The following is a 21,344-nucleotide window of genomic DNA, read 5'->3' as shown; positions in this document are numbered from 1 at the left end:
TAACCATGTCTGAGCTCTTTTCGTTTTTAACATTACTCAGTTGGTAATGGATTACCTTTTAGAGAAAGCGCATAGCGTAAAAGAGTAAAACCATCCTCTTGATATTCTCTGATAAAGCTCATACCCAATTTTTCAATGATATTCACTGAGCCAAGGTTAAGGTTGACGACTTCGCCGTAAATAATATCTAAATCCATATGTTGTTTGGCATAATCCAGACAAGCTTTATTGGCCTCTGTCGCAATTCCTTTTCCCCAAAAATCTTGGTGTAAGCGATAGCCTATATCTACTGCATTAATACGTAAATCATATTTAAACCCACAAAAGCCTATAACTTGTTTGGTTGCTTTTAATGTTACAGCCCAACGAGCAAAACCATATTTCTGATATTCTGCTAACCAGATGTTCTGAATAATGTTTTTCGCATCATCGATGCTATTACACATGCCTGCATCACCAGTATAGCGATTCACTTCTTCGGTATTAAAGTGTAAAACTGCTTTTGCATCATTAAGGTTAAACTCGCGAATAATCAGGCGCTCTGTTTCGATGATTATTGTCACTTTTATTTCCTTGGCTCTTGGACTTTTGTATCTGCTACAGATGTATCTGCTCCAGATTCACCAGCCCCAGATGCATTAGTGATGTCATAGTAAGCTTGATAAGCAAATCGACCGATGGCGAGTACAATCAAAATAATAATGATCCGACTCATGGTACCTGAAGCCGTGGTGGCCTTTTGCATTTTTATCGGGCCTTTACGTTTAGCTGGCCTATGTTGTGACGATTTTCGGTTGTCATTAGTTCGGTTGGGATTATTTGGCTTAACCTTAATATCCACACCTGCAATATTCGCATTGATGGCTTTTACTTTGCCGTCAGCTTGCTGCTCTTGGGTAAAGTCAATTTGATCGCCAACAATGGGCTTTCTTGCCATATGTTTAAGGGTTGAGATATGAATAAACACGTCTTTGCCACCATCATCAGGTTCTATAAACCCAAAACCTTTATTGCCATTCCAGCGAACTAATCGACCTGTTTCCATTTTCACCAATGTTTTCCTTTTTGAGCGAGTGCAAGTTTTAGCACACATTATAAAATTGCCAGCCACAATTGCCAGCTACTATGCTAGGTTATTAACACAGCTTAATAAATATTATTACTCAGGTGCTTACCCTTTGACTGCATATTGTTTTTTAAGTGATACCTTAACCAGCAAAGAGCAACAGACCCTAGTAAACAAGGAAGATATTATGAAATTATCAGCAGGTTTTGCTGTAATACCGAAAGCGTTATCCATTTCACTTGTCATGGCGACTATGATGGGTTCGAGCTCGCTTATTAGTGTCTCTGCCCAAGCTGAAAATCTTGATTCATCAGTGATGAAGTCAATGCCCAAACTTGAGGCGCTTTATACTCACTTACATCAATACCCTGAATTGTCGTATCAAGAGAAAAATACCAGTGCTCGAATGGCAAAAGAGTTAAAGAATCTTGGTTTTGAGGTTACTGACAATTTTGGTGGCTATGGTGTGGTGGGCATATATAAAAATGGCACAGGCCCTGTAGTGATGATCCGCGCCGATATCGATGGCCTGCCGATTATCGAGCAAACCGGAAAGTCATACGCATCGAAAGTGACGACAGTGGATGAGCATAATAATACCGTCGGGATAATGCATGGCTGTGGCCATGATATCCATATGACCAGCTTTATTGGCGCTGCAGAGCAATTGATGAAACATAAATCTGATTGGAAGGGCACCTTGATGATGGTGGCACAACCTGCAGAAGAAGTTGGCGGTGGCGCTAAAGCCATGCTTAAACAAGGCTTGTTTAGCAAGTTCCCAACACCTGATAGCGTGATTGGTTTACATGTGAGTGCAGGTATTCCTGCTGGTAAAGTGGGTGTGGTCAGCGGTTACGCTTTAGCTAATGTTGATTCGGTGGATATTAGCATTAAAGGCAAAAGTGGCCATGGTGCTTACCCGCATTTAACCATTGATCCTGTGGTGTTGGCAGCAAGAACGGTGTTAGCACTGCAAACCATTCCGAGTCGTGAGGTATCTCCGCTTGAACCTAATGTTGTCACAGTGGGCTCCATTCATGGCGGCTCAAAACACAATATTATTTCCAATGAAGTAAAGCTGCAGTTAACGTTACGTTCTTATAATCCTGAGGTGCGTGAACAACAAATTGCAGCCATTAAACGTATCACTAAAGGCATTGCGATAAGCGCAGGTTTACCTGACGAGTTAATGCCAGAGGTTTATGTGCATGACGATGAAACCATTCCATCGACTTATAATGAGCCACAGCTTGCAGCCAAAGTGCAAGCCAGTATTGAAACTGAGTTAGGTAAACAAAATGTAGTGATTGCACCACCAGTGATGGCGGGTGAAGACTTTGGTTTATATGGCCGTACCGAGCAAAATGTGCCAATTACTTTATTTTGGCTAGGCGCTGTTGAGCCTGCAGCATATCAAGCAAGCCTTGATTCAGGTGAAGCACTGCCGTCTTTACACTCAAGCTTGTTTGCCCCAGATTATCCATTAACGATTAAAACGGGTGTGAGAGCGATGACTCGCACAGCAATCGATTTGTTTAATCAAAAACAATAGTTGTTGCTGAGCCAAGCATGCCTTGGCTGGACAAATAACGCTATAATACTGGCTATAAGCAGGATTAACCTTTTCTGCCATTACTTTGGATATAGATAAAAAATATGATTACCTTTAGCACTAATGTTGGCGATATTTGCATTGAACTTGATATGGAAAAAGCGCCTGTCAGTTCAAAGAACTTTTTACAGTATTGCGAAGAGGGCTTTTATGAGCACACGATTTTCCATCGAGTGATCAAAGGTTTTATGATCCAAGGTGGCGGCTTTACTGCCAAAATGAAAGAAAAACCGACAAGGGATCCGATTGTTAATGAAGCCAACCGTGGCTTAAGTAATGTATTAGGTACCATTGCCATGGCGAGAACTGATGCACCTCATTCGGCCACTGGGCAGTTTTTTATTAACGTCGGTGACAATACCTTTTTAGATCACACTGCGACCACCAACAATGGTTGGGGTTATGCGGTATTTGGCAAAGTGGTTGCAGGTATTGAAGTCGTTAAAGAAATTGAAAAAGTGAAAACTGCAACGATAGCTGGCCATGATGATGTGCCAAAAGAGGCTATCGTGATTGAAAAAGTTACCATTAGCTAAGAGGCTGCTGGGTGCTTAGTTTTGCACTCAGTTACCCTGCATTTGAGTCCATTGGGAGTTAATTTGAGTCTATCTGAAACGGATATATTGCAACTGACCCAAGCTAAGCGATTACTTGAAAACCCAGGGCTTGCTGCAAAAATCACTGACTTTATTGGCACGCCAATCGAGAAAGGTTTTGCTATGTTGCCAAAATCACTGAATGAAGGCATTGGTAAAGTGACACAAGCGGCATTAATGAAAGCTTCTGATGCTGCTTTATTTACCATGAAAGATGACCCTAAAGAGCAGTCATCTGATCGCTGGCATAAATTGGGTGTCGCGGTCAGTGGTGGTGTTGGTGGTGTTGGTGGTTTTTTTGGCTTGTCGGCATTGGCTATTGAGTTACCCATTTCAACCACAATAATGCTGCGTTCTATTGCGGATGTTGCACGCAGTGAAGGTGAACAGATCAATGATCTACAAACCCAATTAGCGTGTTTGGAGGTATTTGCGCTAGGCGGTGAATCTTCAGCTGACGACCAAGCGGAAAAAGGCTACTTTGCGGTGCGAACCGTAATTGCTAATTCTATTGCTGAAGCGGCTGAATATGTAGCAGCAAAGGGGATCAGTAAAGAAGCTGGCCCAGCAATGGTGAAGCTTGTAGCAGTGATTGCCGAGCGTTTTGGTGTGCAAGTTACCCAAAAGATGGCAGCTCAAGCTGTACCTGCGATCGGCGCGGCGGGTGGCGCGATCATTAACACCTTATTTATCGATCACTTTCAAGACATGGCAAGAGGACATTTTATCGTCAGACGGCTGGAACGAAAGTACACTGCTGTAGCTGTTAGAGAAGCTTATACAGAGTTGTCGTTGAGCCTATAGTTAGTAAACTTTTTCTGCTCCTAATTGTCTTTTTATTTCACATATTCAGTTTTAATTCCCACAGAAACGATTACCACCCTTAGCATTTTTATTGTGCTTAAGTCATATTATTCGATTAATTATTTCTTATATTTTATTACATTTTTATGTATTTTGTTTGATGTTTATTCAAATGAATCAATTGGTTACATGGTACTGTTTTGAGTTCACTTTGTTATTTCATTGCTATAAGGTTTTAGTTTATTTGAAATTCTTTTGAATAAATTAAACTAACAGCGAGCTTGAAATGAAAAAAACAATAACAGCCCTTTCAGTGATATCAGCGATGACATTATTATCAGCCTGTGGCAGTGATGACGATAATAAAGTAGAAGAACCGAAATTTATTACTGCCACATTCATTGATAGTGAAGTTGCAGGACTAGAGTTTCGTTGTGGTGATGATAGTGGCCTAACTGATGCCAATGGTGAGTTTACATTTATCGAAAACTCTTCATGTAATTTCAAGTTAGGTGGCTTCGATATAGGGACAACGAGCCAATTAACTGAAGCTGATAGCATAGTGACTCCATATGATATTGCAGAAACATCAGAAAAAGGCGTTAAAATCGCATCATTACTGCAAACTGTAAATGTGAACGGTGATCCTGATAACGGCATCGATGTGACGGGGTTTGATGGCGGTGTATTACCAGATAATTTATTGTCTTTGGATGACGATGAATTTATTGAGCAGTTAGAAGAGTCAACGGGCTTAGTGGCTGTATCTCTGGATGATGCAAAAGAGCATTTAGATAATAATGTAGGTCAATCAAAGGGCTACCATAGCGCTGCAGTACAGACTATTGTTGATGATGTGCGAGCTATTTTACCTGAAATTGAAAAGGCTAACTATCAATCTAAATTAGCTGAATATCACGCTATTTTAGAGAAAGGCGATGATAGCAATAATGCGGATATTGAGACCTTAACTGCGCTTATCGCTATTGCTGAAGTTGTTAATGAGCCTATTGTTGCAGAACGTTTAGACATAGAACAAACAGAATTTAAATACACTGAGATGCTACCTAAAGTAATCGACTCGGTTATCAATTCGGCTCAAGCTAACTTTATTGAAGAGCAGCAAGGGACGACTGATGATATTGCGGCTTTATTCTATAGCATGGCAGAGAGGTTGGTTGAAGCGAGTGACAAATTAGCGGCTAGTTTTGCTGATGAGAATTATGTCGCAATGTATGACAAGAGTGGTAGTGCAAATATTACTTACAATGATGCACACAGTATACGTGCTGCAGCCTTAGTGCTAGCGAGTAAGCTAAGTACTTTATCAGCATATCAATACGGTTCTGATGAATACGTTATACCTCAACAACATCAAGCTAAAATAGATCTGATTAAAACATCTTATCAAGACTTTGAATTTAATATTGAATATATCCAAATGGATATGGATACAGAATATAGTCTAATTAATATTAGCTCTAATGATTTTCTTAATGATGAGACTGTTGGACGCTTACGAGCAGAGCCACAATATTTAGCATTAGCTAAAAAAGCGTTAACTGACGCAGCCGAAATTGGTTTAATGCTTGATCTCGCGTCAATGGGGTTAGCACCAGAAGAAGTTGAAGAGCTGGAGGTGTACTTGCAGGATCTGAATACGCATTTATCAGCAGCAGATGGTTCAGCAGATCCTTTAGTTGTTATTGATGGTGATTTAACTTACACCGTTAATTTACAGGCTTTTTATAGTTTAGAGACGGGAATTGATCGTAATGATTTCACCATTAACGCATATCAAGATTGTGCGACAGGGGATCAATGGTCAGAGGTATTATCAAAAGTAGCAGATGACGCAATCTGTGGTACGGATGATGTACTAAATTCTGATGGCAGTCTTAATTACGGCAAACTAACTTGGTTAACTTGGGGACAAGATGATAACGGTCAAAGTTACGAGCTTTACATTAAAGGTTACTCTGCCTATAACGATGCTGATTTTGAAGAATCGCCAACATCAACCATTGATGATGTATTGATGAGTTGTATGCGTTCGGATGAGGTTATCGATTGCAGAGAGTTATAATCTCAAACATAAACCTGCGCAATCTTGCGCAGGTTTTATTTCTAGTATCACTCACTTTTAGCCAATCTGTAGATGCTAGTATTCGAGGTATTAATCAAGTTGGTATTGAAGCTGACAATATCTCAATACGTCAATTTGTATCGACTGAAACAGGTGCGGCTGTGTTTTATATTTTACAAGCCGAAAAACAATTGAGGACGGTTGATCTGACTGCAAACTTGGGGTTATTTCTTTTTCAAAAGTCAGAAATGGCTAAAATTAATCACTATTTGAAAGGTAGTCTTTTCATCGCGAATCAAGAGTATTTCTTTGAAAAAGCCTATTGGTTTCAAGGTGAACTGATATTACAAAATGTCAGTGCCATAATGGAACAGGGAAATTTTAAAGCTAAAGAGCTACGCTTTAATCCTTTAAGTCGTCGTTTGTTTGCTGAAAGAATCCAAATCGTGAGCGAGACTGCCTTTATTCGTAAATTGAATTGGAACATATCTGTAAATAAAGAAGCATTTTTACCTGGAATAAATTCATTCAATTAGCCATTAAATCCTTCTGATGAGCAGATAGAACATGACTCGTATTAGATGTTCAAGCTCATATCCTAGTTTTTACCCTTAGTTAGCCTATAAATTTCAACAATATTGATTAGCTAACAAGGAAGGTATTCTACTTATATTCTTATATAGAGTTGTACATACTTAAATCGTAACAATTATATCGTGTGAACTTTCATCAATTCCCGTTATCTTAACTACATAAGCAATCAATAATGTTGACCTAATATAAGAATCTAAGGATACGATTTCAGGATGAATTTATTTAATCGAGCCAGTTTGAATACTTTTTTAGCAAGTTGCACAGGGCTTTTATTGGCCGTTAATTTTCAGGCCAGCGCTGCAGAAACCTCATTTACTCCGCAATTCACCACACATCATATTGATGCTGATTTTGAGCTGACTCAAGGGATTGTCAGTGCCAATATTCTTGAGCAACAAGGTCATGAGTTAATTGCCGTTGGCGTTGACGATAACCATGATCGTTGGTTAGCTATTTACGGCTTTGATAATGAAAAATTAGTCCTACTCGATAAATTATCGCTATCTAAAGATATTTATAGTTTTGATATTAACGAATTAGAATCAACCAATACCTCTGCAACCCAGCAATTATTTTTTGTCACTGCTGACTCTTTACTGCAGTACTCAGCCTCCAAAGACAGTGAGCAGCAAGTACAATCTGAAAGTATGCCTAACCAAGTAGGGATGCTAAAGAAAGTGGCCGACATTCAGTCTATTTCAGTGACGACTCAAGCTGACTTTATTTCTCGAGGCAATTTTGTCGTCGATATAAACAATGATGATATTGCAGATATTTTGATCAGTGACTTTAGAGAAACAACGGTGCTTTTAGGCAGTGCTGATGGGGAATTCATTCAGCAATCGTTACCATTATTGCCTGTCGTAGAGCTTAAAAATAACGGCGCAGAATACAGCCATGCCAAGCTTTATCATAGTGATATGAACTTTGATAACCGCGACGATATTATCAAAGTAGGTGAGGGATCATTAGAAGTTTACCATCAGCTTGAAGATGGTCAGTTTTCGTCGATTGCTGAGTTTATTTCAGTGAGCCAGCCGATAAGTGGCGTGGACTGGTGGAACAAGCGTGATGCCTATGGCGAAAACTTAGATCAAAGTGATTTGTTGTATCGAAAAGTAGAGCGCATTGGCGATGTGAATGGCGATGACATTAGCGACCTTGTGGTGAGGTACACCAAAAGTTCAGGGGTACTCGATAGAGTGAATGATTATGAAATTTACTTAGGTATTAACAACAATGGTAAATTAGCTTTTCCCCGTGAAGCCAACACCATCATTAAAGCAGATGGCACCTTAACTGGGCTGCGCTTTGAAGATCTTGATAATGATAATGTCGATGAAGTGATTGTGGCTGGATTTGATATTGGAGTGACTCAAATTGTCAGTGCGTTACTTTCTGGCAGTATTGATCAAGACGTGCATGTTTTTAAAATGAATGACGCCAGTGTATTTGCTGACAAAGCTAATGTGAGCAAAGAAGTGGAACTCAGCTTTAGTTTAACATCTGGTCAAAGTGGCGAGCCTGTGGTGGCTTTAGCCGACATAAATGGCGACGGTTTTAAAGAGTTACTGTTATCCGATGATAATGAAGAGCTGAATATATATTACGGTCAAGCGGGTACTGTGCCTTTTAAAAAGCGCGCAGAGGATTGGCAAATGACAATTCCAGTAGAAGGCGCAATGCTGTCAGCAATAGACATTAATACAGATGGCAAAGATGATTTATTGCTTAAGTTTGGTAGACAAGATCCTGAAAGCCTACAACGTCGTTTTAGTGTATTAATCGCTAATTAGCTGCGTGGTGTTAATCTTTTAAGCCAACCTTAGGGTTGGCTTTTTTGTGGCATTTTGTGATTAACCATTTTAATAAAGTGGTTATTATTTAAGCTTATGAATAAGCATCATTTTATTAAAAAACCTTATTACATTAGCATTTGCTGAAAGTGATCTGCTTCTAATTATCAGATAAAGATCGTAAAAAGCGGTTTAGCTTTTTGGTGATGAGCGTAAACTGACCTTAAACATGTAAGTTATATGCATGATTAAAGTTCATCATCAGGAGATAGGCAATGTTTTGTATTCAATGTGAGCAAACAGTAAGAACCCCAGCAGGAAACGGTTGTAGTTATTCACAAGGCATGTGTGGCAAGCTAGCATCGACTTCAGACCTACAAGATCTACTTATTTATATGCTGCAAGGCGTATCTGCATATGCAGTTAAAGCGCGTGAGTTCGATATTATTAATGCTGAAATTGATACTTTTGTGCCAAAAGCTTTCTTCGCCACGTTAACTAACGTGAACTTCGATGATGAACGTTTAATGGATTATGCCTATCAGGCACAAGATTACCGTAACGAATTAAAAGCGGCTTACGAGCAAGCGTGTGCAGACAAAGGCGTAGAGCCTGAAGCCGTTATTGCCCAAGGCGAACTGAACCTTGCTGCATCAAAACCTGAAATGTTAGATCAAGCGCCAATGGCATTACCAAATCGTGGTGATGTGCATGAAGACATTCTTGGTCTTCGTTTACTTTGTTTATATGGTCTTAAAGGCGTAGCAGCTTATATGGAGCATGCGCGAGTGTTAGATCAAACGGATGCTGATGTTGCTGGTGAGTTCCATCAAATCATGTCTTTCCTGGGTGAAGATTCAGTTGATGGTGATAAATTATTTGGCACCGCAATGGAAATTGGTCAACTTAACTACCGCGTAATGGCGATGCTTGATGCTGGTGAAACCAGTGCATTTGGTCATCCTGAGCCGACTGAAGTGAACACCAAGTCAGTTAAAGGTAAAGCGATTTTAGTGTCTGGTCATGACATGAAAGATCTTGAGCTTATCTTGCAACAGACTGAAGGTAAGGGCATTAACGTATTTACCCATGGCGAAATGCTACCTGCATTAGCTTATCCAGAATTTAAAAAGTACCCGCACCTTGTGGGTAACTACGGTAGTGCATGGCAGAATCAGCAACGTGAATTCGGCACTTTCCCTGGCGCAGTTGTGATGACATCTAACTGTATTATCGACCCAAATGTGGGTGAATATTCAGATCGTATTTTCACACGCAGTATCGTCGGTTGGCCTGGTGTCACTCACGTTGAAGGCGAAGACTTCAGTGAAGTGATTGAAAAAGCGCTTGAGCTCGAAGGTTTCACTTACGACGAAATTCCGCACAAGATCACCATTGGTTTTGCCCGTAATGCCTTAATGGAAGCCGCACCAACAGTGGTTGAAAATGTGAAGAATGGTTCAATTAAGCACTTCTTCTTAATTGGTGGTTGTGACGGTGATAAATCTGAACGTAGCTACTTTACTGACTTAGCTAAATCAGTGCCTGATGACACTATTATCTTGACCTTAGGTTGCGGCAAATACAAATTCAACAAACTTGAGTTTGGCGATATCAATGGTATTCCTCGTTTGTTAGATGTGGGCCAATGTAATGATGCATATTCTGCGATTCAATTAGCGTTAGCACTGAAAGATATCTTTGAGTGTGACATCAATGAGCTACCGTTAAGCCTTGTTTTATCTTGGTTTGAGCAAAAAGCGATTGTGGTACTACTGACGTTACTTTCACTTGGTGTGAAAAATATCCGTACAGGTCCTACACCGCCTGCGTTCTTAACTGAAAATCTCGCTAAAGTGTTAGAAGACCAATTCGGTTTACGTAACACCACAGATGTTGAATCTGATCTTAAAGCGATGATCAAAGCGGCTTAATACGCTGCTAATGGTGATATAAGTAATAGGCTTATATCACCATTTTTATGACTGTTATTTTACCGTTTCTACTTCCATCATTTCCCAGTAACAGGTGCCCTATGAGCTCATCAGGATTTTCATTTTCAGCTGCGTTGTCAGCAGTGCAGTCAACTAAAGATGACGACAAAGCAGCACAGAAGCAGCCTACTGCTGGTTTCTCAATGTCGAGTGCGTTGGCAAGCACTGCTAAGCAGGCTGCAGAAGCTAAAGTCAAAGTTGAAGCTGAAGTTAACGTTACTCAAGCTAAAACTACTCAAGTAAAGGCTACAACATTGAATGATGATGCTTCACTGTTAAGTGCAGATGATTGGCAGCGTGGTGATATTAAGCTTCGCTGTGTTGAGAAGTGGAATGAAACTCATGATGTGGTCAGTTTTCGTTTTCAAGGACTAACACCGGTTAAATTTAACTATAAACCCGGTCAATTTATTACCTTTAAGCTCGAGATTGATGGTGAGATGGTTTATCGCAGTTACACCATGTCTTCTTCACCTTCTCGTCCTTACTCAATCGTAGTGACGGTCAAGCGGATTGCGGGTGGCAAGGTATCAAACTTTGTGGCAGATAATGTCAACGAGGGAGATGTGGTCACTATTATGGGGCCAGATGGGACGTTTAATCTTGTAGATATTCCGGCGGAAAAGTATTTATTTTTAAGTGCTGGCAGTGGCATTACCCCAATGTACTCTATGTCTCGCTGGTTGTTAGATGCCAGAGTCGGTAGCGATATTGCTTTTGTACACAGTGCACGTAGTCAGGACGATATTATTTTTGCAGATGGTTTGAGCTCTATGGCGCATCGTAGTGCTAAATTCAATTTACATTACTTACTTGAAGTTGCTCCTGAGCTTGTTGAAGGTGTTAACCATACGGCGAATGATAGTCGTATTTTAGGGCGTTTAGATATCGATAAACTTGTTCCTGATTTTATGGAGCGTACTGTGTTTGTTTGTGGCCCTGAACCTTATATGGTTGCGGTTAAGTCATTGATTGAAGCTAGTGGATTTGAAATGGAAAACTTCCATCAAGAGAGCTTCACCGGGGCGATAAAGTCAGACAAGCTTGTTAGTGATTCAAGTAGTGATGACCGTCGTCAATTCATGCTGAAAATAGCAGATAAATCCATTTCACTATCTACTGAGCAAACGTTATTGGATGGCATAGAGTCTGAAGGATTGCCAATTATTGCAGCTTGTCGAAGCGGTGTGTGTGGCGCATGTAAATGCCAAGTCACATCAGGGACGACGGAGTCAAGTAGTACAATGACACTGACTGAAGATGAAATAGCTGCAGGTTATGTATTGGCTTGCTCAACTAAAATCACTTCAGATGTGACGTTAACAATGTAGCTTATGATTAACTAGTAATTAAAACAAAAAAGTCAGCAAATGCTGACTTTTGTTTTAATGGGAGTCACTTTTTATTTTTTGAGAGTGAGTTTACAAGTTTAAGTTGCCATTTAACAAGGCGTAGATTAAAAATCCAACCCAGCTGGCTACCAGTAATATCCAAGGGAACTTAGGCGAAGAGGTTGGTGCTTCAGCGATAAATTCTATTTCACTCGTTTCTTGGCGTGATTTAGCTTTTAAGTCTTGCTTACGTTGTTTATCTCTGCTGCGGGCTTTTGCCTTTTGCTGCTTTTTATACTCCGCAATGCCTTTTTCAATACCTTGAGCAATTAGCTTAGTTTGCTCTTTGGTTTGCGATGGTTTTTGAGTGGCTTTCGCCAGTTTCATTGCTTCGTTTTGGGTTTCTTGAGAAATCTGCTTCGCCATTATGCCTACAAATACGCTGTTGAAATCTTAAAGACACTATACCGAATCTTGAGTGGGAACTTAAATTGTAGATTAATTATTGTTAAACCATGAGCTATCGCAATGAGTGGATGTGCGCTTTGTCGTAAAATGGTTTTTTCAATATAAGGAATCGTTAAATGTCTGACTCAATTCATGGTCGTAATGTTATTAAGTTGATGAAAGCGCAGAATACGCCACAGCCACATCAACAATGGCTTGCTCTTATGGCGCAAGAGTTTGGCGAAAATGCTCAGTTTCATACCTGCCGTGCTAGCGATATGACTGGAGCACAGCTAGTTGACTTATTCATCAGCAATGGGCGTTTAACTGAAACAGAAGCTGGTTTTGAAATTAATCAATGTGGTCATTGTGCGGGTAAAGAGCATGGTGAAGAAGCTCACGCGCACGATTAAATCAGAAAAATTCAGTTTTGATTATTCATAAAAGCCAGTCTCTGACTGGTTTTTTTATGGGAGAAAATAATGCAAATGGATTTTTTATCGTGACAAATGCGTTGCCTTAAGAAGACATATTCATATTGTCATAGTACTAAAGGATTTTTATTTACTTAAGACATTGATGAACTACCTATTGCCTGCTTAAATTGTAAGCAACACAGGATGCAGGAAATCATGGATGAATACAGTTAATCAGTACCCTATTAGTCGCCGAAGTTTTATCAAAACAATTGCTGGTGGTGCAGCCATTAGTTTTAGTATCTCTAGCCTACCCATTTCTTTGCTTGCTGCAGAATCCCCACCTTTAACCGATACTGCCCCTGAGCCGGCATGGGCACCTGAGCCCGGTGTTGCCCAGTGGCGTATCGATGGTAAGCCAAAAGTCATGGGGCAAAAAATATATGCCCGTGATTTTCGTGCTCGCGATTTAGCGGAATATGGCTGGCCATATCAAGCTGAAGAAAGGGTAATGTATGCCCTAAGAACCAATCGGATTAATACGATTGTAATGGATTATCAACTTTCAATGCTCCCAGCCGAATTACAACCCATTACCATTATTGATGCGCAAAAACTGGTTGAAGATAAAGTGGATATTAGCTGTGATATGAAAAAGCCATTTTTTGTGTGTGCCAAGAATAGGGACAAGATTAAGAGTAAGAGTAAGAGTAAGAGTAAGAGTAAGAGTAAGAGTAAGAGCAGGCATGTTGCTGATTATTACGGCCAGCCTGTAGCTTTGCTCATTTTTGCAAATTTTGATGTTTATCGCCGTGCTAAAAAAATCCTGCAATTTAACCAAGATACTGTTATTTATGGTGATACGGTTACTCCACTTAAGCCGAGTATTTATGGTAACTCTTACGAATATGTAAAAGGCTCATTGAATAATAATCCCTTCAATGTGGTACATGATGAGCCTGCTTACTATAAAAGTCACAGTCCTTTAGTAAAGAGCAACATTAATTCTGCCATTGAGGTAAACACTGCTTCTGGAGTCTGGCAGCAATATTCAGCGAATTATGTCACTCAAGTTATGGATCCTATGTTCATGGAGCCTGAGGCTGGCTTAGCTTGGTATGATAAGCAATCGTCTCGTCTGCACTTATTACTCGGTACTCAATCACCCACAGGAGATATATCTGGAGCAGCAGAAATTTTCCGTAATGCTAAATGTACTTATAATGTCAGTGAAGTAGATTTGATTGCTTGCTATCCAGGAGGAGGATTTGGTGGGCGTGATAGCTCTTACTTTACCATGTATTTAGCCATGGCAGCACCCTATGCTAATGGATATCCACTGCGCTGGGCACAAGACAGATTTGAGCAATTTCAAGTAGGATTAAAACGTCATCATACTGAATTTACAGAAAACTTATGTATTGATGACAATGGTCTTATTCAGGCTGTTACTGCCAGTTTTACATTAAATGGGGGAGGAAGAAAAAACTTAAGCCCTTATGTCGCTGAACTTGCAGCGCTAAGTGTCTGTAATGCATATAATATCCCGCAAATCATCGCTTATGGTGAAGCTCAAGATACACCTGATTTAATTGGTGGGTCGCAACGTGGATTTGGTGGACCACAAGCCTTTATTGCTCTAGAAACCTTATTGGATCAGGCGGCAGAAGATACAGGTCGAGACCCTTTCACTATCCGTCGTTTAAACTTACTCGATAATCAGAGCACAACGGTAACAGGTGCACCTATTCAGCAAGATTTGCAATTACCCCAAATTCTTGATGCACTAGAAGCTCAACCATTGTGGACTAACCGTGAGGCAACAAAGCAACAGTTTGCCACTCAAGGACTTAAATATGGTGTGGGGTTAGCGTTAGCAAACGAAGCGTATGGTACCGGTGGTGATGGTATGTTTGGCGCTGTAATGATTAACCCTGATGGCAGCATTACTGTTCGCACTCCCTATATTGATATGGGCAATGGCGCAGCCACGGCGCTTGGCTTAGCACCGTCAGTTTGGTTAGGGAAAAATGCCAGTAACATTATGATGGGTGATGCTGGATTTTTTAATAATCTTGGCTTAACTAAGATAGATGCTTACCCTTCTTGCGAACCATCAGATGTTCAAGATGAACCTGCGAAACAAGTGGCACAGTTATCGGGTTCATCAAGTGCTTGTCTTGGGGCTTTTTACCAATATCATGCCGTATCATATGCGGGGCTAAGTCTACTGCTAAGCTCTGTTATCCCTGCCTTACAGCAGCTTTGGCAAACACAAGTGGACTATAAACTGTTAGCTTTCTCCCAAGGAAGTATCAGCCTTGAAGGGTTTCCCGCTATTGAATGGAACCAGATTGTTGAAGTGATTTTTAGTCAACAACTACCCAATAGTGCTGCCGTTCATGCCAGCTTTGTTGGCGAGTTCGTCAATGCTGACTTTAGCTTTTCTTCATCAAGCCAAAACCCAATCACTCTGCCTTTGGACTATATTGCCCTTGGCACCTCGCCTAATGCTTTACAGACTGTCACTCGAACTAATATGACGACACTACCAAAGGTTAATTCACGTTATGGGCGTAGCACTTACGCACCTAGTGGGGCATTAATTGCGGTATCTGTCGATCCTAGCACTGGTTATGTTGTTGTTGAAGATTGTATTACAGCGTTAAGTGCTGGTGTGCAACATTGCCCGCAATTGGTGAGTGGCCAATCTCAAGGTGGTGTTGCAATGGCAATGGGTTATGTACTGTCTGAAGACTGCCCTTTAAGCCCTGAAGGACCAGGTGCTGGTAATTGGAATTTAGATAAATATAAACTAATGAAAATGGGCAATGTACCTTTAAATCAACAGTTGCTGGTTATGCCTCCTGCCGATAATGAAGCGACAGCGCGGGGAATTGCAGAGGCGGTAATGTGTCCAATTCCTCCAGCTATTCTCAACGCATTAGCGATGGCAACTCAACATCGTTTTACACAGTTACCTGTAACGCCAGCGGCAATAAGGACGGCAATCTAATGGATAATTTACGGATTTCTTTTGTATTAAATGGTGAGGAAACTGAAGCGCCTTCTACTGATGGTGATATGGCTTTAGTTGATTATCTACATGAACGACTAGGGTTAACAGGTACCAAATTTTGTTGTGGTATAGGAGAGTGTAGAGCATGTACAGTTGCCACTAGAAATGGCCCTAACGCAGCAATGCAAACGACTTTATCTTGTTCAACTCCGGTTGATAGTTTGACAGGCTTAGAAATTTTTACTGTAGAAGGATTACAACAAGGAGATGAGTTGTTACCTCTTCAGCAAGCTTTTTTAAGGCACTTCTCTTTTCAATGTGGCTATTGTACTCCTGGATTTTTGATGGCCACCTGGGTGTTATTGCAGAAGTTACAGCTTTCTCCCATTTCAGAGAATGAACTGGATGATGCCATAGAGCAGGGGGTTGGCCGCAATATTTGTCGCTGTAGTGGCTATGTTAGATATTATCAAGCAATCAGAGAGTTAGCGCTGCCTTTAACGAGGGAGCACTTGTCATGAAGGGATATAAACGATTTTTACCAGTTTGGTTATTTTATATTTGCCACTCAATATGTGTTTTAGCCTTGATTGGCTGTGATAGCTTGGGTACATCATCTCAGCAGAAGCAGAGTACAGTGATTGATGAAGTGGTTATTGTAGAGCCAAACCAATCGATTATTGAGTATGGCCAACAGTGCGCAAACTTGGTTGCAGAGGTGCCAGCATTTGACTGTAATGACGGGGTTGATGTGCCAATTACAGTTAATGGGAAAATACCGCAGTATCAAGAGTATACGCAAAATATGGTTTGCGACCGTCCTGCATTATTGCCTTATGGTAAAGGTACTTTTGGCCAGTGTACTCCTTATTCTAAGGTGTTAGATTTATCAAATAAGACCACTCAAATATCTGCTTTTTGTCGCCGAAAATACCTTCGACCCGATGATAGTCCGTTATATGACGAAGTTGACGTCATTTTGCATAGCACCACTACAGGTGATACTTGTTGGTTTCATGCTGAATCCCCTTCTGGCACGAGTGCCGGATTTGATGCTTCAAGGGTACCACCACCTAATGAAGTCAGTCCTCCTCCAGGACATGTTGATGCAATGACTTTTTGGTGGAAGCCGCTTGATACAGTGAGCAAGAATTGTGGTGCTTGTCATGATGCAGATCCGTTTATGTATAGTCCGTATATAGGGCAGGTTTGGCAACATGTGCCGGTTGATCCATTCGGACCATATAATAATGCGATTGGTGATTTTGCTCTGTGGCCAACGTCTTCAAGTATTGAAACTGAAGGAAATACCTGTACCACTTGTCATCGGATTGGTAATTTAGGGAGTTGTGTAAATGTCGATCTTGAAACGGGGCAAACATTCCCTGGAAATATTCAAGTCGCCTCAGGAATGGCATTACCTGTTAAGGGAGGGGATCAATTAGCTAACCAGTATCCTTTGAGTACTTGGATGCCGATTAATAATTTCCATAGCCAAGCGTTTTGGCAACAGGTATACAGTCCTTCAGTATCAGCTTTGTTGTCATGCTGCGATAATCCTCAGCAACTTCAGTGTCAATTAACTCCAATAACAGGTAGTTGAATTAATTGATGCCATAAAAAACGCCACTATCGAGTGGCGTTTTTTATCACAGACGAAGGTTTAGCCAATTACGCTTAAATAGCCTTGCAAGATTATGGCATTAACAATATCAATAAAGAACGCGCCTACAATTGGCACGACCATAAAGGCTTGTGGAGAAGGGCCTGTTCTTGATACTAATGCCCCCATATTCATTACGGCGGTTGGGGTTGCACCCATACCAAAACCACAATGGCCGCCTGCCATCACGGCTGCATCGTAATTGCTACCCATCAACCTAAAGGTAACGAAATAAGCAAAAAACGCCAGGATAATCCCCTGAGTAAGCAAGATGATTAGTAATGGGATAGCAAGGTCAAAAATTTCCCATAATTTTAGATTCATCAATGCCATAGATAGAAATAAGGCTAATGACACCGTACCTAATATATCAACACTTTCTTTATTGATTTTAAATCCACGGGTTAACTCAGTGATGTTAGTGATAACAACACCTAAGAATAATGCATACACAAAGTCTGGCATTTTAAGCCAAGTTAATCCTGACTCTTGCACAAAGCCGCCAAACCACTTAGCACCAGCAACACAAAGCAATAATGCAAACAAGGTTTCTAAAATACGCTTTGCAGTGACTCTGTCTTCTTCTAATTGGTCATAGGTGACCAAGTCAGGGTGGTCTTGGTGATGATTACCACCGACACCATAAGATGACACTAAGTTGTTCTTATTAATTAAGCGCTGCGCGACTGGTCCGCCAATTATACCACCCATAACAAGACCAAATGTGGCAGCAGCCATGGCAAACTCAAGCGTATTAATGCCATAAGAGTCTTGGAATGTTTGTGCCCATGCTGCGCCTGTACCATGCCCACCAGAGAGGGTGATAGAGCCTGCAATCAGTCCCATGATTGGTTCTAACCCGAGCGCTGAGGCCATGCCGACACCGACACCGTTTTGAATAATGATGTAGAGGGAAGCAATTCCTAAAAATAAAAAGACTTTACTGCCGCCTTTGAGCAGTAGCTTATAACTCGCCGCTAGTCCTACTGAACTGAAAAACATCAGCATCAAGGTGTTTTGCATCGATAAGCTAAATTGCAGGCTGACCTTATTAAAATGCAGAATCGTGATGATTCCTGCGACAATCAAGCCACCTACAATAGGTTCTGGAATATTGTACTTTCTGAGAACGGCAACGTGACGGTTAACGCTATGGCCGATGAATAAAACTAAAATCGCAATAAGAAACGATTCAAGTTCTCCAATTGAATAGACTGTATTCATGAAACTCCTCTTTATAGCAGCAAAAATTACATACTGCTGTAACGCATCACCACATGGTATGCCTTTTATATATGACTCAAATTAATTAGTTATGCTGATTATAGATTATGAAGGAGCTAAATATAATGAGATTAAAACCAAATGAAGGATTAACAAGCTGAAATCAGCTCAAATTAACATGGCATTAAAGTGATTGAGAGGAATGTTAGTGTAATAGTTGTCAGTGTAGAGGGGATGGGGCTGGGTTGTTAATTTCTTGAGGGTTAGGTTGGATGTGAATTCTTGCAGGTATATTCTCTTCCAATTTGCTTGAGACGTTCAAATTGAATTCAGAAATGTAAGCCCGAGAGATTTATTGATTCGGGTACTAAAAAGCGGAATCAGAACTTAATCCGAATTCCGCTTTATTCAGATAACCATATCATTCAGCAAACTATTGAAATAGCTTGTATCAGAATAACGATTTAACAGGTTAGTCTACAGCAACCATTACATTGCTTGCTTTAATGATGGCGTATGCATTACCACCAACCACTAAACCTAGTTGCTCACAAGATTTTTTAGTTACAACTGAAGTGATTTCTACACCTGCAGCCAGTTCAATAACGACTTCGTTATTAACTGAACCTTCTTCAATAGAAAGAATTTTCCCAACAAGTGAATTGCGTGCGCTGATTTTCATAATTATTTTATTTCCAGTTTATTAATGAATACATTAGGTTAATGTAGAAGGGTAATTTATATATTAAACAGTAATTTGCAATATCAATTAGTCTAAATTGATATTCAATTGGTGCTCACTTAAAAAAATTGAGCGTCATATCTCAGTTTGAGTAACAAAAGGATAGTTTATATTGCTTATTTATACTCATTCATAAGTAGTAAATTTAAATAGCCTTAAGTGTCGGTTTATTGGTGTTATTAATATTTTATATTTTATTTCAATGTATTACGTAATTAGTTATAGTCAAAAAATTGACTTGTTATAGGGTTATGGCTAGTGTTAAAATTCGTGTGCTATAAAAATGGATACTCTAACGGCAAACTCATTGCAAAATGAGGACGCAAAGTGACAGCACAGAGCTCTTATCATGAGCCTACCTGTGGGCTGCATTACTGAGTGTTAAAAGATGTCAGATATTTTGTACAACTTATAACACTAGGATTTTATATGAAATTTGCACCTAAACTAGCGATGTTGCTAGCACTTTCTTGCTCTGCAATATCAGCAGCTCAAGCTGATGATATAGAGCTTGTTGCTGGTCAATATTTTTATGGTTATGAAGAACAATTTAACCATGGTACGTGGGGAATCATTGATGATTTAGATTTCTCTGAGCTACAAGAAGAAAACCCAAATTCATTAAAACGTGAATTAAAAGCGTTATATACTGAAGACGGTAAAATGTACTTTGATGTGCAATGGACGCGTAAGACATTAAAGAAAATGTTCCCAACTGAATGGGCACATGTTAAAACGCTAGAAGGCGACGAGCGTCGTGCAGCTATTAAAGACATTCGTAACATGGCTTGTGATGCACAAATGGAAATCGGGTACGCCACAACTTATGGTATTGATGGTGAAGGTTTTGCTGCCGAACTTGATACTGATGAATGTGCGGGTGAGCAAAAGCTTGGTACGGTGAGAATGCGTACGTATATTCCAACAGTACCAGGTGCCGAATACGCTATTTCTGTAAAATACCAAAAGCGCGATTATGACTATGAAAGATTAGGTGCTCGTAGTGAAGCACAAGCATTTCGTGATCTGATCGTACGAATTGGTTCTGAGAAACATAACTTGTCGATTGACCCTGTTGAAGGTGAATCGTTAGATGAAGGCTTTAAAAAAGCTTGGATTACGTTTACTGCGGATCGTTTTTATACGCCGCTGATCTTACGCGACAGTGGTTTTCCGGATAGCTACGGTATTTTGATTCGTGGTGTTCAAGCTTTTAAAACTGCTGATAATGATCGTGAGCTAGAATGTTCGGCTTACTATGCTGCAAACACACGTGCATTGAAGCGTTGTTTAGTGGGTGATGTCGACCCTCAATCAATTGGCTGTGATTTGACTGCTGCAAATATCGAGTGGGTTCAAGGCGAGAAAATCAGTTCAAACCCTGATCGTTCAACTGTATCGAATATTTTCAGCACTTCTAACTATAAGTTTTTAACGCTAGGTCAAGCGGGTAAACTTAAGTTAACCATGAGACAGAACGGAATCAATGCAGCTTGTCCTATTGCTGGTAAAACTCTTAAATTCAATGAGTTTACTGCAAATGACCAAACATATTTAACTTATGCTGAAAAAGGGGTTATCGGAGTTAAATTAGTAGGCTGTGAAGATGAAAGTCAAAATGGTCGTACACTATTAGCGAACCAACACTTCACTGCAGATCCAGAAAACCCTTATGAAGTTCAAACCAGCGATATTTTTGAATATAACTTCGCTCCAGAGTTTTACCAAGGTTGTCGTTTATCTAAAGTGGTTATCACAGATAGAACAGACCAGATCCCTGAAACTCAAGAAGGTTATATTTCCTACAGTTTAGGTATTGAAGTCAACAGTCTTGCTCTTACAACTGAAGATTAAATTCAGTTTTAGATTCTAAAAAGCTACCTTCGGGTAGCTTTTTTTGCTTTTAAAACTGTAATAAAACACATCGAACAACGAATTATATTCGTCACAC

At 40.2% G+C, this 21,344-nt stretch carries 18 protein-coding genes and 1 riboswitch; of the genes, 13 read left to right on the top strand and 5 right to left on the bottom strand.

The annotated features are described in order from the left end of the window. Positions 1-32: 32 nt before the first annotated feature. Together FNZ24_RS01075 and FNZ24_RS01070 are read right to left on the bottom strand one after the other, a co-directional pair. Positions 33-563: a GNAT family N-acetyltransferase gene (locus FNZ24_RS01075; protein WP_153912575.1), complete on the bottom strand. Its 531-nt coding sequence runs from the start codon at positions 561-563 to the stop codon at positions 33-35. A gap of 2 nt (positions 564-565) precedes the next feature. Beyond that, the gene (locus FNZ24_RS01070; protein WP_153912630.1) at positions 566-1,045 is read right to left on the bottom strand and encodes a cold shock domain-containing protein; all 480 of its coding nucleotides are present in this window, start codon (positions 1,043-1,045) and stop codon (positions 566-568) included. A gap of 265 nt (positions 1,046-1,310) precedes the next feature. On the opposite strand from FNZ24_RS01070, the gene FNZ24_RS01065 reads away from it, so the two are divergent. The 8 genes from FNZ24_RS01065 to FNZ24_RS01030 all read left to right on the top strand — a co-directional run bounded on the left by FNZ24_RS01065 (position 1,311) and on the right by FNZ24_RS01030 (position 11,882). After that, a complete protein-coding gene (locus FNZ24_RS01065) occupies positions 1,311-2,621 on the top strand; it encodes a M20 metallopeptidase family protein (protein WP_153912629.1) in 1,311 nt (436 codons plus the stop codon). 104 nt (positions 2,622-2,725) lie between these two features. After that, positions 2,726-3,217 carry a peptidylprolyl isomerase gene (locus FNZ24_RS01060; RefSeq protein WP_153912574.1) on the top strand — a complete coding sequence of 164 codons (492 nt, stop codon included), beginning with the start codon at positions 2,726-2,728 and terminating at the stop codon, positions 3,215-3,217. Between the two features lie 63 nt (positions 3,218-3,280). Further along, positions 3,281-4,081, top strand: a complete 801-nt coding sequence (locus FNZ24_RS01055; protein WP_153912573.1) for an EcsC family protein — start codon at positions 3,281-3,283, stop codon at positions 4,079-4,081. Positions 4,082-4,367: 286 nt separating this feature from the next. Then, a complete protein-coding gene (locus FNZ24_RS01050) occupies positions 4,368-6,167 on the top strand; it encodes a hypothetical protein (RefSeq protein WP_153912572.1) in 1,800 nt (599 codons plus the stop codon). Beyond that, complete coding sequence (locus tag FNZ24_RS01045; RefSeq protein ID WP_153912571.1) at positions 6,152-6,703, top strand: hypothetical protein; 552 nt, start codon at positions 6,152-6,154, stop codon at positions 6,701-6,703. Before FNZ24_RS01050 ends, FNZ24_RS01045 begins: the two co-directional genes overlap by 16 nt. A gap of 270 nt (positions 6,704-6,973) precedes the next feature. Continuing rightward, positions 6,974-8,557, top strand: a complete 1,584-nt coding sequence (locus tag FNZ24_RS01040; RefSeq protein WP_153912570.1) for an FG-GAP repeat domain-containing protein — start codon at positions 6,974-6,976, stop codon at positions 8,555-8,557. Between the two features lie 275 nt (positions 8,558-8,832). Beyond that, positions 8,833-10,491 (top strand): hydroxylamine reductase, encoded by a 1,659-nt coding sequence (hcp, locus tag FNZ24_RS01035; protein ID WP_153912569.1) that lies wholly within the window; start codon positions 8,833-8,835, stop codon positions 10,489-10,491. Between the two features lie 101 nt (positions 10,492-10,592). After that, complete coding sequence (locus tag FNZ24_RS01030; RefSeq protein WP_228768327.1) at positions 10,593-11,882, top strand: hybrid-cluster NAD(P)-dependent oxidoreductase; 1,290 nt, start codon at positions 10,593-10,595, stop codon at positions 11,880-11,882. Between the two features lie 90 nt (positions 11,883-11,972). Here FNZ24_RS01030 and FNZ24_RS01025 read toward each other — a convergent pair whose 3' ends face one another. Then, the gene (locus FNZ24_RS01025; RefSeq protein WP_153912568.1) at positions 11,973-12,308 is read right to left on the bottom strand and encodes a DUF2956 domain-containing protein; all 336 of its coding nucleotides are present in this window, start codon (positions 12,306-12,308) and stop codon (positions 11,973-11,975) included. Positions 12,309-12,466: 158 nt separating this feature from the next. Between FNZ24_RS01025 and FNZ24_RS01020 the strand changes: the two genes are divergently transcribed. From FNZ24_RS01020 to FNZ24_RS01005, 4 genes are all read left to right on the top strand, one after another. Next, positions 12,467-12,742 carry a YecH family protein gene (locus tag FNZ24_RS01020; RefSeq protein WP_153912567.1) on the top strand — a complete coding sequence of 92 codons (276 nt, stop codon included), beginning with the start codon at positions 12,467-12,469 and terminating at the stop codon, positions 12,740-12,742. A 223-nt stretch (positions 12,743-12,965) separates the two neighbouring features. Continuing rightward, a complete protein-coding gene (locus FNZ24_RS01015; RefSeq protein WP_153912566.1) occupies positions 12,966-15,761 on the top strand; it encodes a xanthine dehydrogenase family protein molybdopterin-binding subunit in 2,796 nt (931 codons plus the stop codon). Next, on the top strand, positions 15,761-16,285 hold the full coding sequence (locus FNZ24_RS01010; RefSeq protein WP_153912565.1) for a (2Fe-2S)-binding protein: 525 nt from the start codon (positions 15,761-15,763) through the stop codon (positions 16,283-16,285). Before FNZ24_RS01015 ends, FNZ24_RS01010 begins: the two co-directional genes overlap by 1 nt. Then, entirely contained in the window at positions 16,282-17,367 is a 1,086-nt protein-coding gene (locus tag FNZ24_RS01005; protein WP_153912564.1) for a hypothetical protein, read from the top strand. The genes FNZ24_RS01010 and FNZ24_RS01005 overlap by 4 nt, the downstream gene beginning before the upstream one ends. A gap of 60 nt (positions 17,368-17,427) precedes the next feature. Here the strand turns inward: FNZ24_RS01005 and gltS are convergent, their stop codons facing one another. Further along, a complete protein-coding gene (gltS, locus tag FNZ24_RS01000) occupies positions 17,428-18,651 on the bottom strand; it encodes a sodium/glutamate symporter (protein WP_153912563.1) in 1,224 nt (407 codons plus the stop codon). Between the two features lie 472 nt (positions 18,652-19,123). After that, entirely contained in the window at positions 19,124-19,333 is a 210-nt protein-coding gene (locus FNZ24_RS00995; protein WP_153912562.1) for a TOBE domain-containing protein, read from the bottom strand. A gap of 347 nt (positions 19,334-19,680) precedes the next feature. Continuing rightward, positions 19,681-19,772, top strand: a riboswitch (cyclic di-GMP riboswitch). A 50-nt stretch (positions 19,773-19,822) separates the two neighbouring features. On the opposite strand from FNZ24_RS00995, the gene FNZ24_RS00990 reads away from it, so the two are divergent. Continuing rightward, positions 19,823-21,247, top strand: coding sequence for a hypothetical protein (locus tag FNZ24_RS00990; RefSeq protein ID WP_153912561.1), 1,425 nt, complete (start codon positions 19,823-19,825; stop codon positions 21,245-21,247). Positions 21,248-21,344: the final 97 nt, after the last annotated feature.

Source organism: Shewanella sp. TC10 (genome assembly GCF_009663145.1).
In the GTDB taxonomy this organism is placed as follows: Bacteria; Pseudomonadota; Gammaproteobacteria; order Enterobacterales; family Shewanellaceae; genus Shewanella.
This window is presented reverse-complemented; position numbering and strand designations above follow the sequence as displayed.

Bases quoted from the DNA above. Each gene is read 5' to 3' on its own strand.
- FNZ24_RS01070 (WP_153912630.1), bottom strand. From the start codon at position 1,045: ATGGAAACAGGTCGATTAGTTCGCTGGAATGGCAATAAAGGTTTTGGG.
- FNZ24_RS01065 (WP_153912629.1), top strand. From the start codon at position 1,311: ATGGCGACTATGATGGGTTCGAGCTCGCTTATTAGTGTCTCTGCCCAA.
- FNZ24_RS01060 (WP_153912574.1), top strand. From the start codon at position 2,726: ATGATTACCTTTAGCACTAATGTTGGCGATATTTGCATTGAACTTGAT.
- FNZ24_RS01050 (WP_153912572.1), top strand. From the start codon at position 4,368: ATGAAAAAAACAATAACAGCCCTTTCAGTGATATCAGCGATGACATTA.
- FNZ24_RS01040 (WP_153912570.1), top strand. From the start codon at position 6,974: ATGAATTTATTTAATCGAGCCAGTTTGAATACTTTTTTAGCAAGTTGC.
- hcp (WP_153912569.1), top strand. From the start codon at position 8,833: ATGTTTTGTATTCAATGTGAGCAAACAGTAAGAACCCCAGCAGGAAAC.
- FNZ24_RS01030 (WP_228768327.1), top strand. From the start codon at position 10,593: ATGAGCTCATCAGGATTTTCATTTTCAGCTGCGTTGTCAGCAGTGCAG.
- FNZ24_RS01025 (WP_153912568.1), bottom strand. From the start codon at position 12,308: ATGGCGAAGCAGATTTCTCAAGAAACCCAAAACGAAGCAATGAAACTG.
- FNZ24_RS01020 (WP_153912567.1), top strand. From the start codon at position 12,467: ATGTCTGACTCAATTCATGGTCGTAATGTTATTAAGTTGATGAAAGCG.
- FNZ24_RS01015 (WP_153912566.1), top strand. From the start codon at position 12,966: ATGAATACAGTTAATCAGTACCCTATTAGTCGCCGAAGTTTTATCAAA.
- FNZ24_RS01010 (WP_153912565.1), top strand. From the start codon at position 15,761: ATGGATAATTTACGGATTTCTTTTGTATTAAATGGTGAGGAAACTGAA.
- FNZ24_RS01005 (WP_153912564.1), top strand. From the start codon at position 16,282: ATGAAGGGATATAAACGATTTTTACCAGTTTGGTTATTTTATATTTGC.
- gltS (WP_153912563.1), bottom strand. From the start codon at position 18,651: ATGAATACAGTCTATTCAATTGGAGAACTTGAATCGTTTCTTATTGCG.
- FNZ24_RS00995 (WP_153912562.1), bottom strand. From the start codon at position 19,333: ATGAAAATCAGCGCACGCAATTCACTTGTTGGGAAAATTCTTTCTATT.
- FNZ24_RS00990 (WP_153912561.1), top strand. From the start codon at position 19,823: ATGAAATTTGCACCTAAACTAGCGATGTTGCTAGCACTTTCTTGCTCT.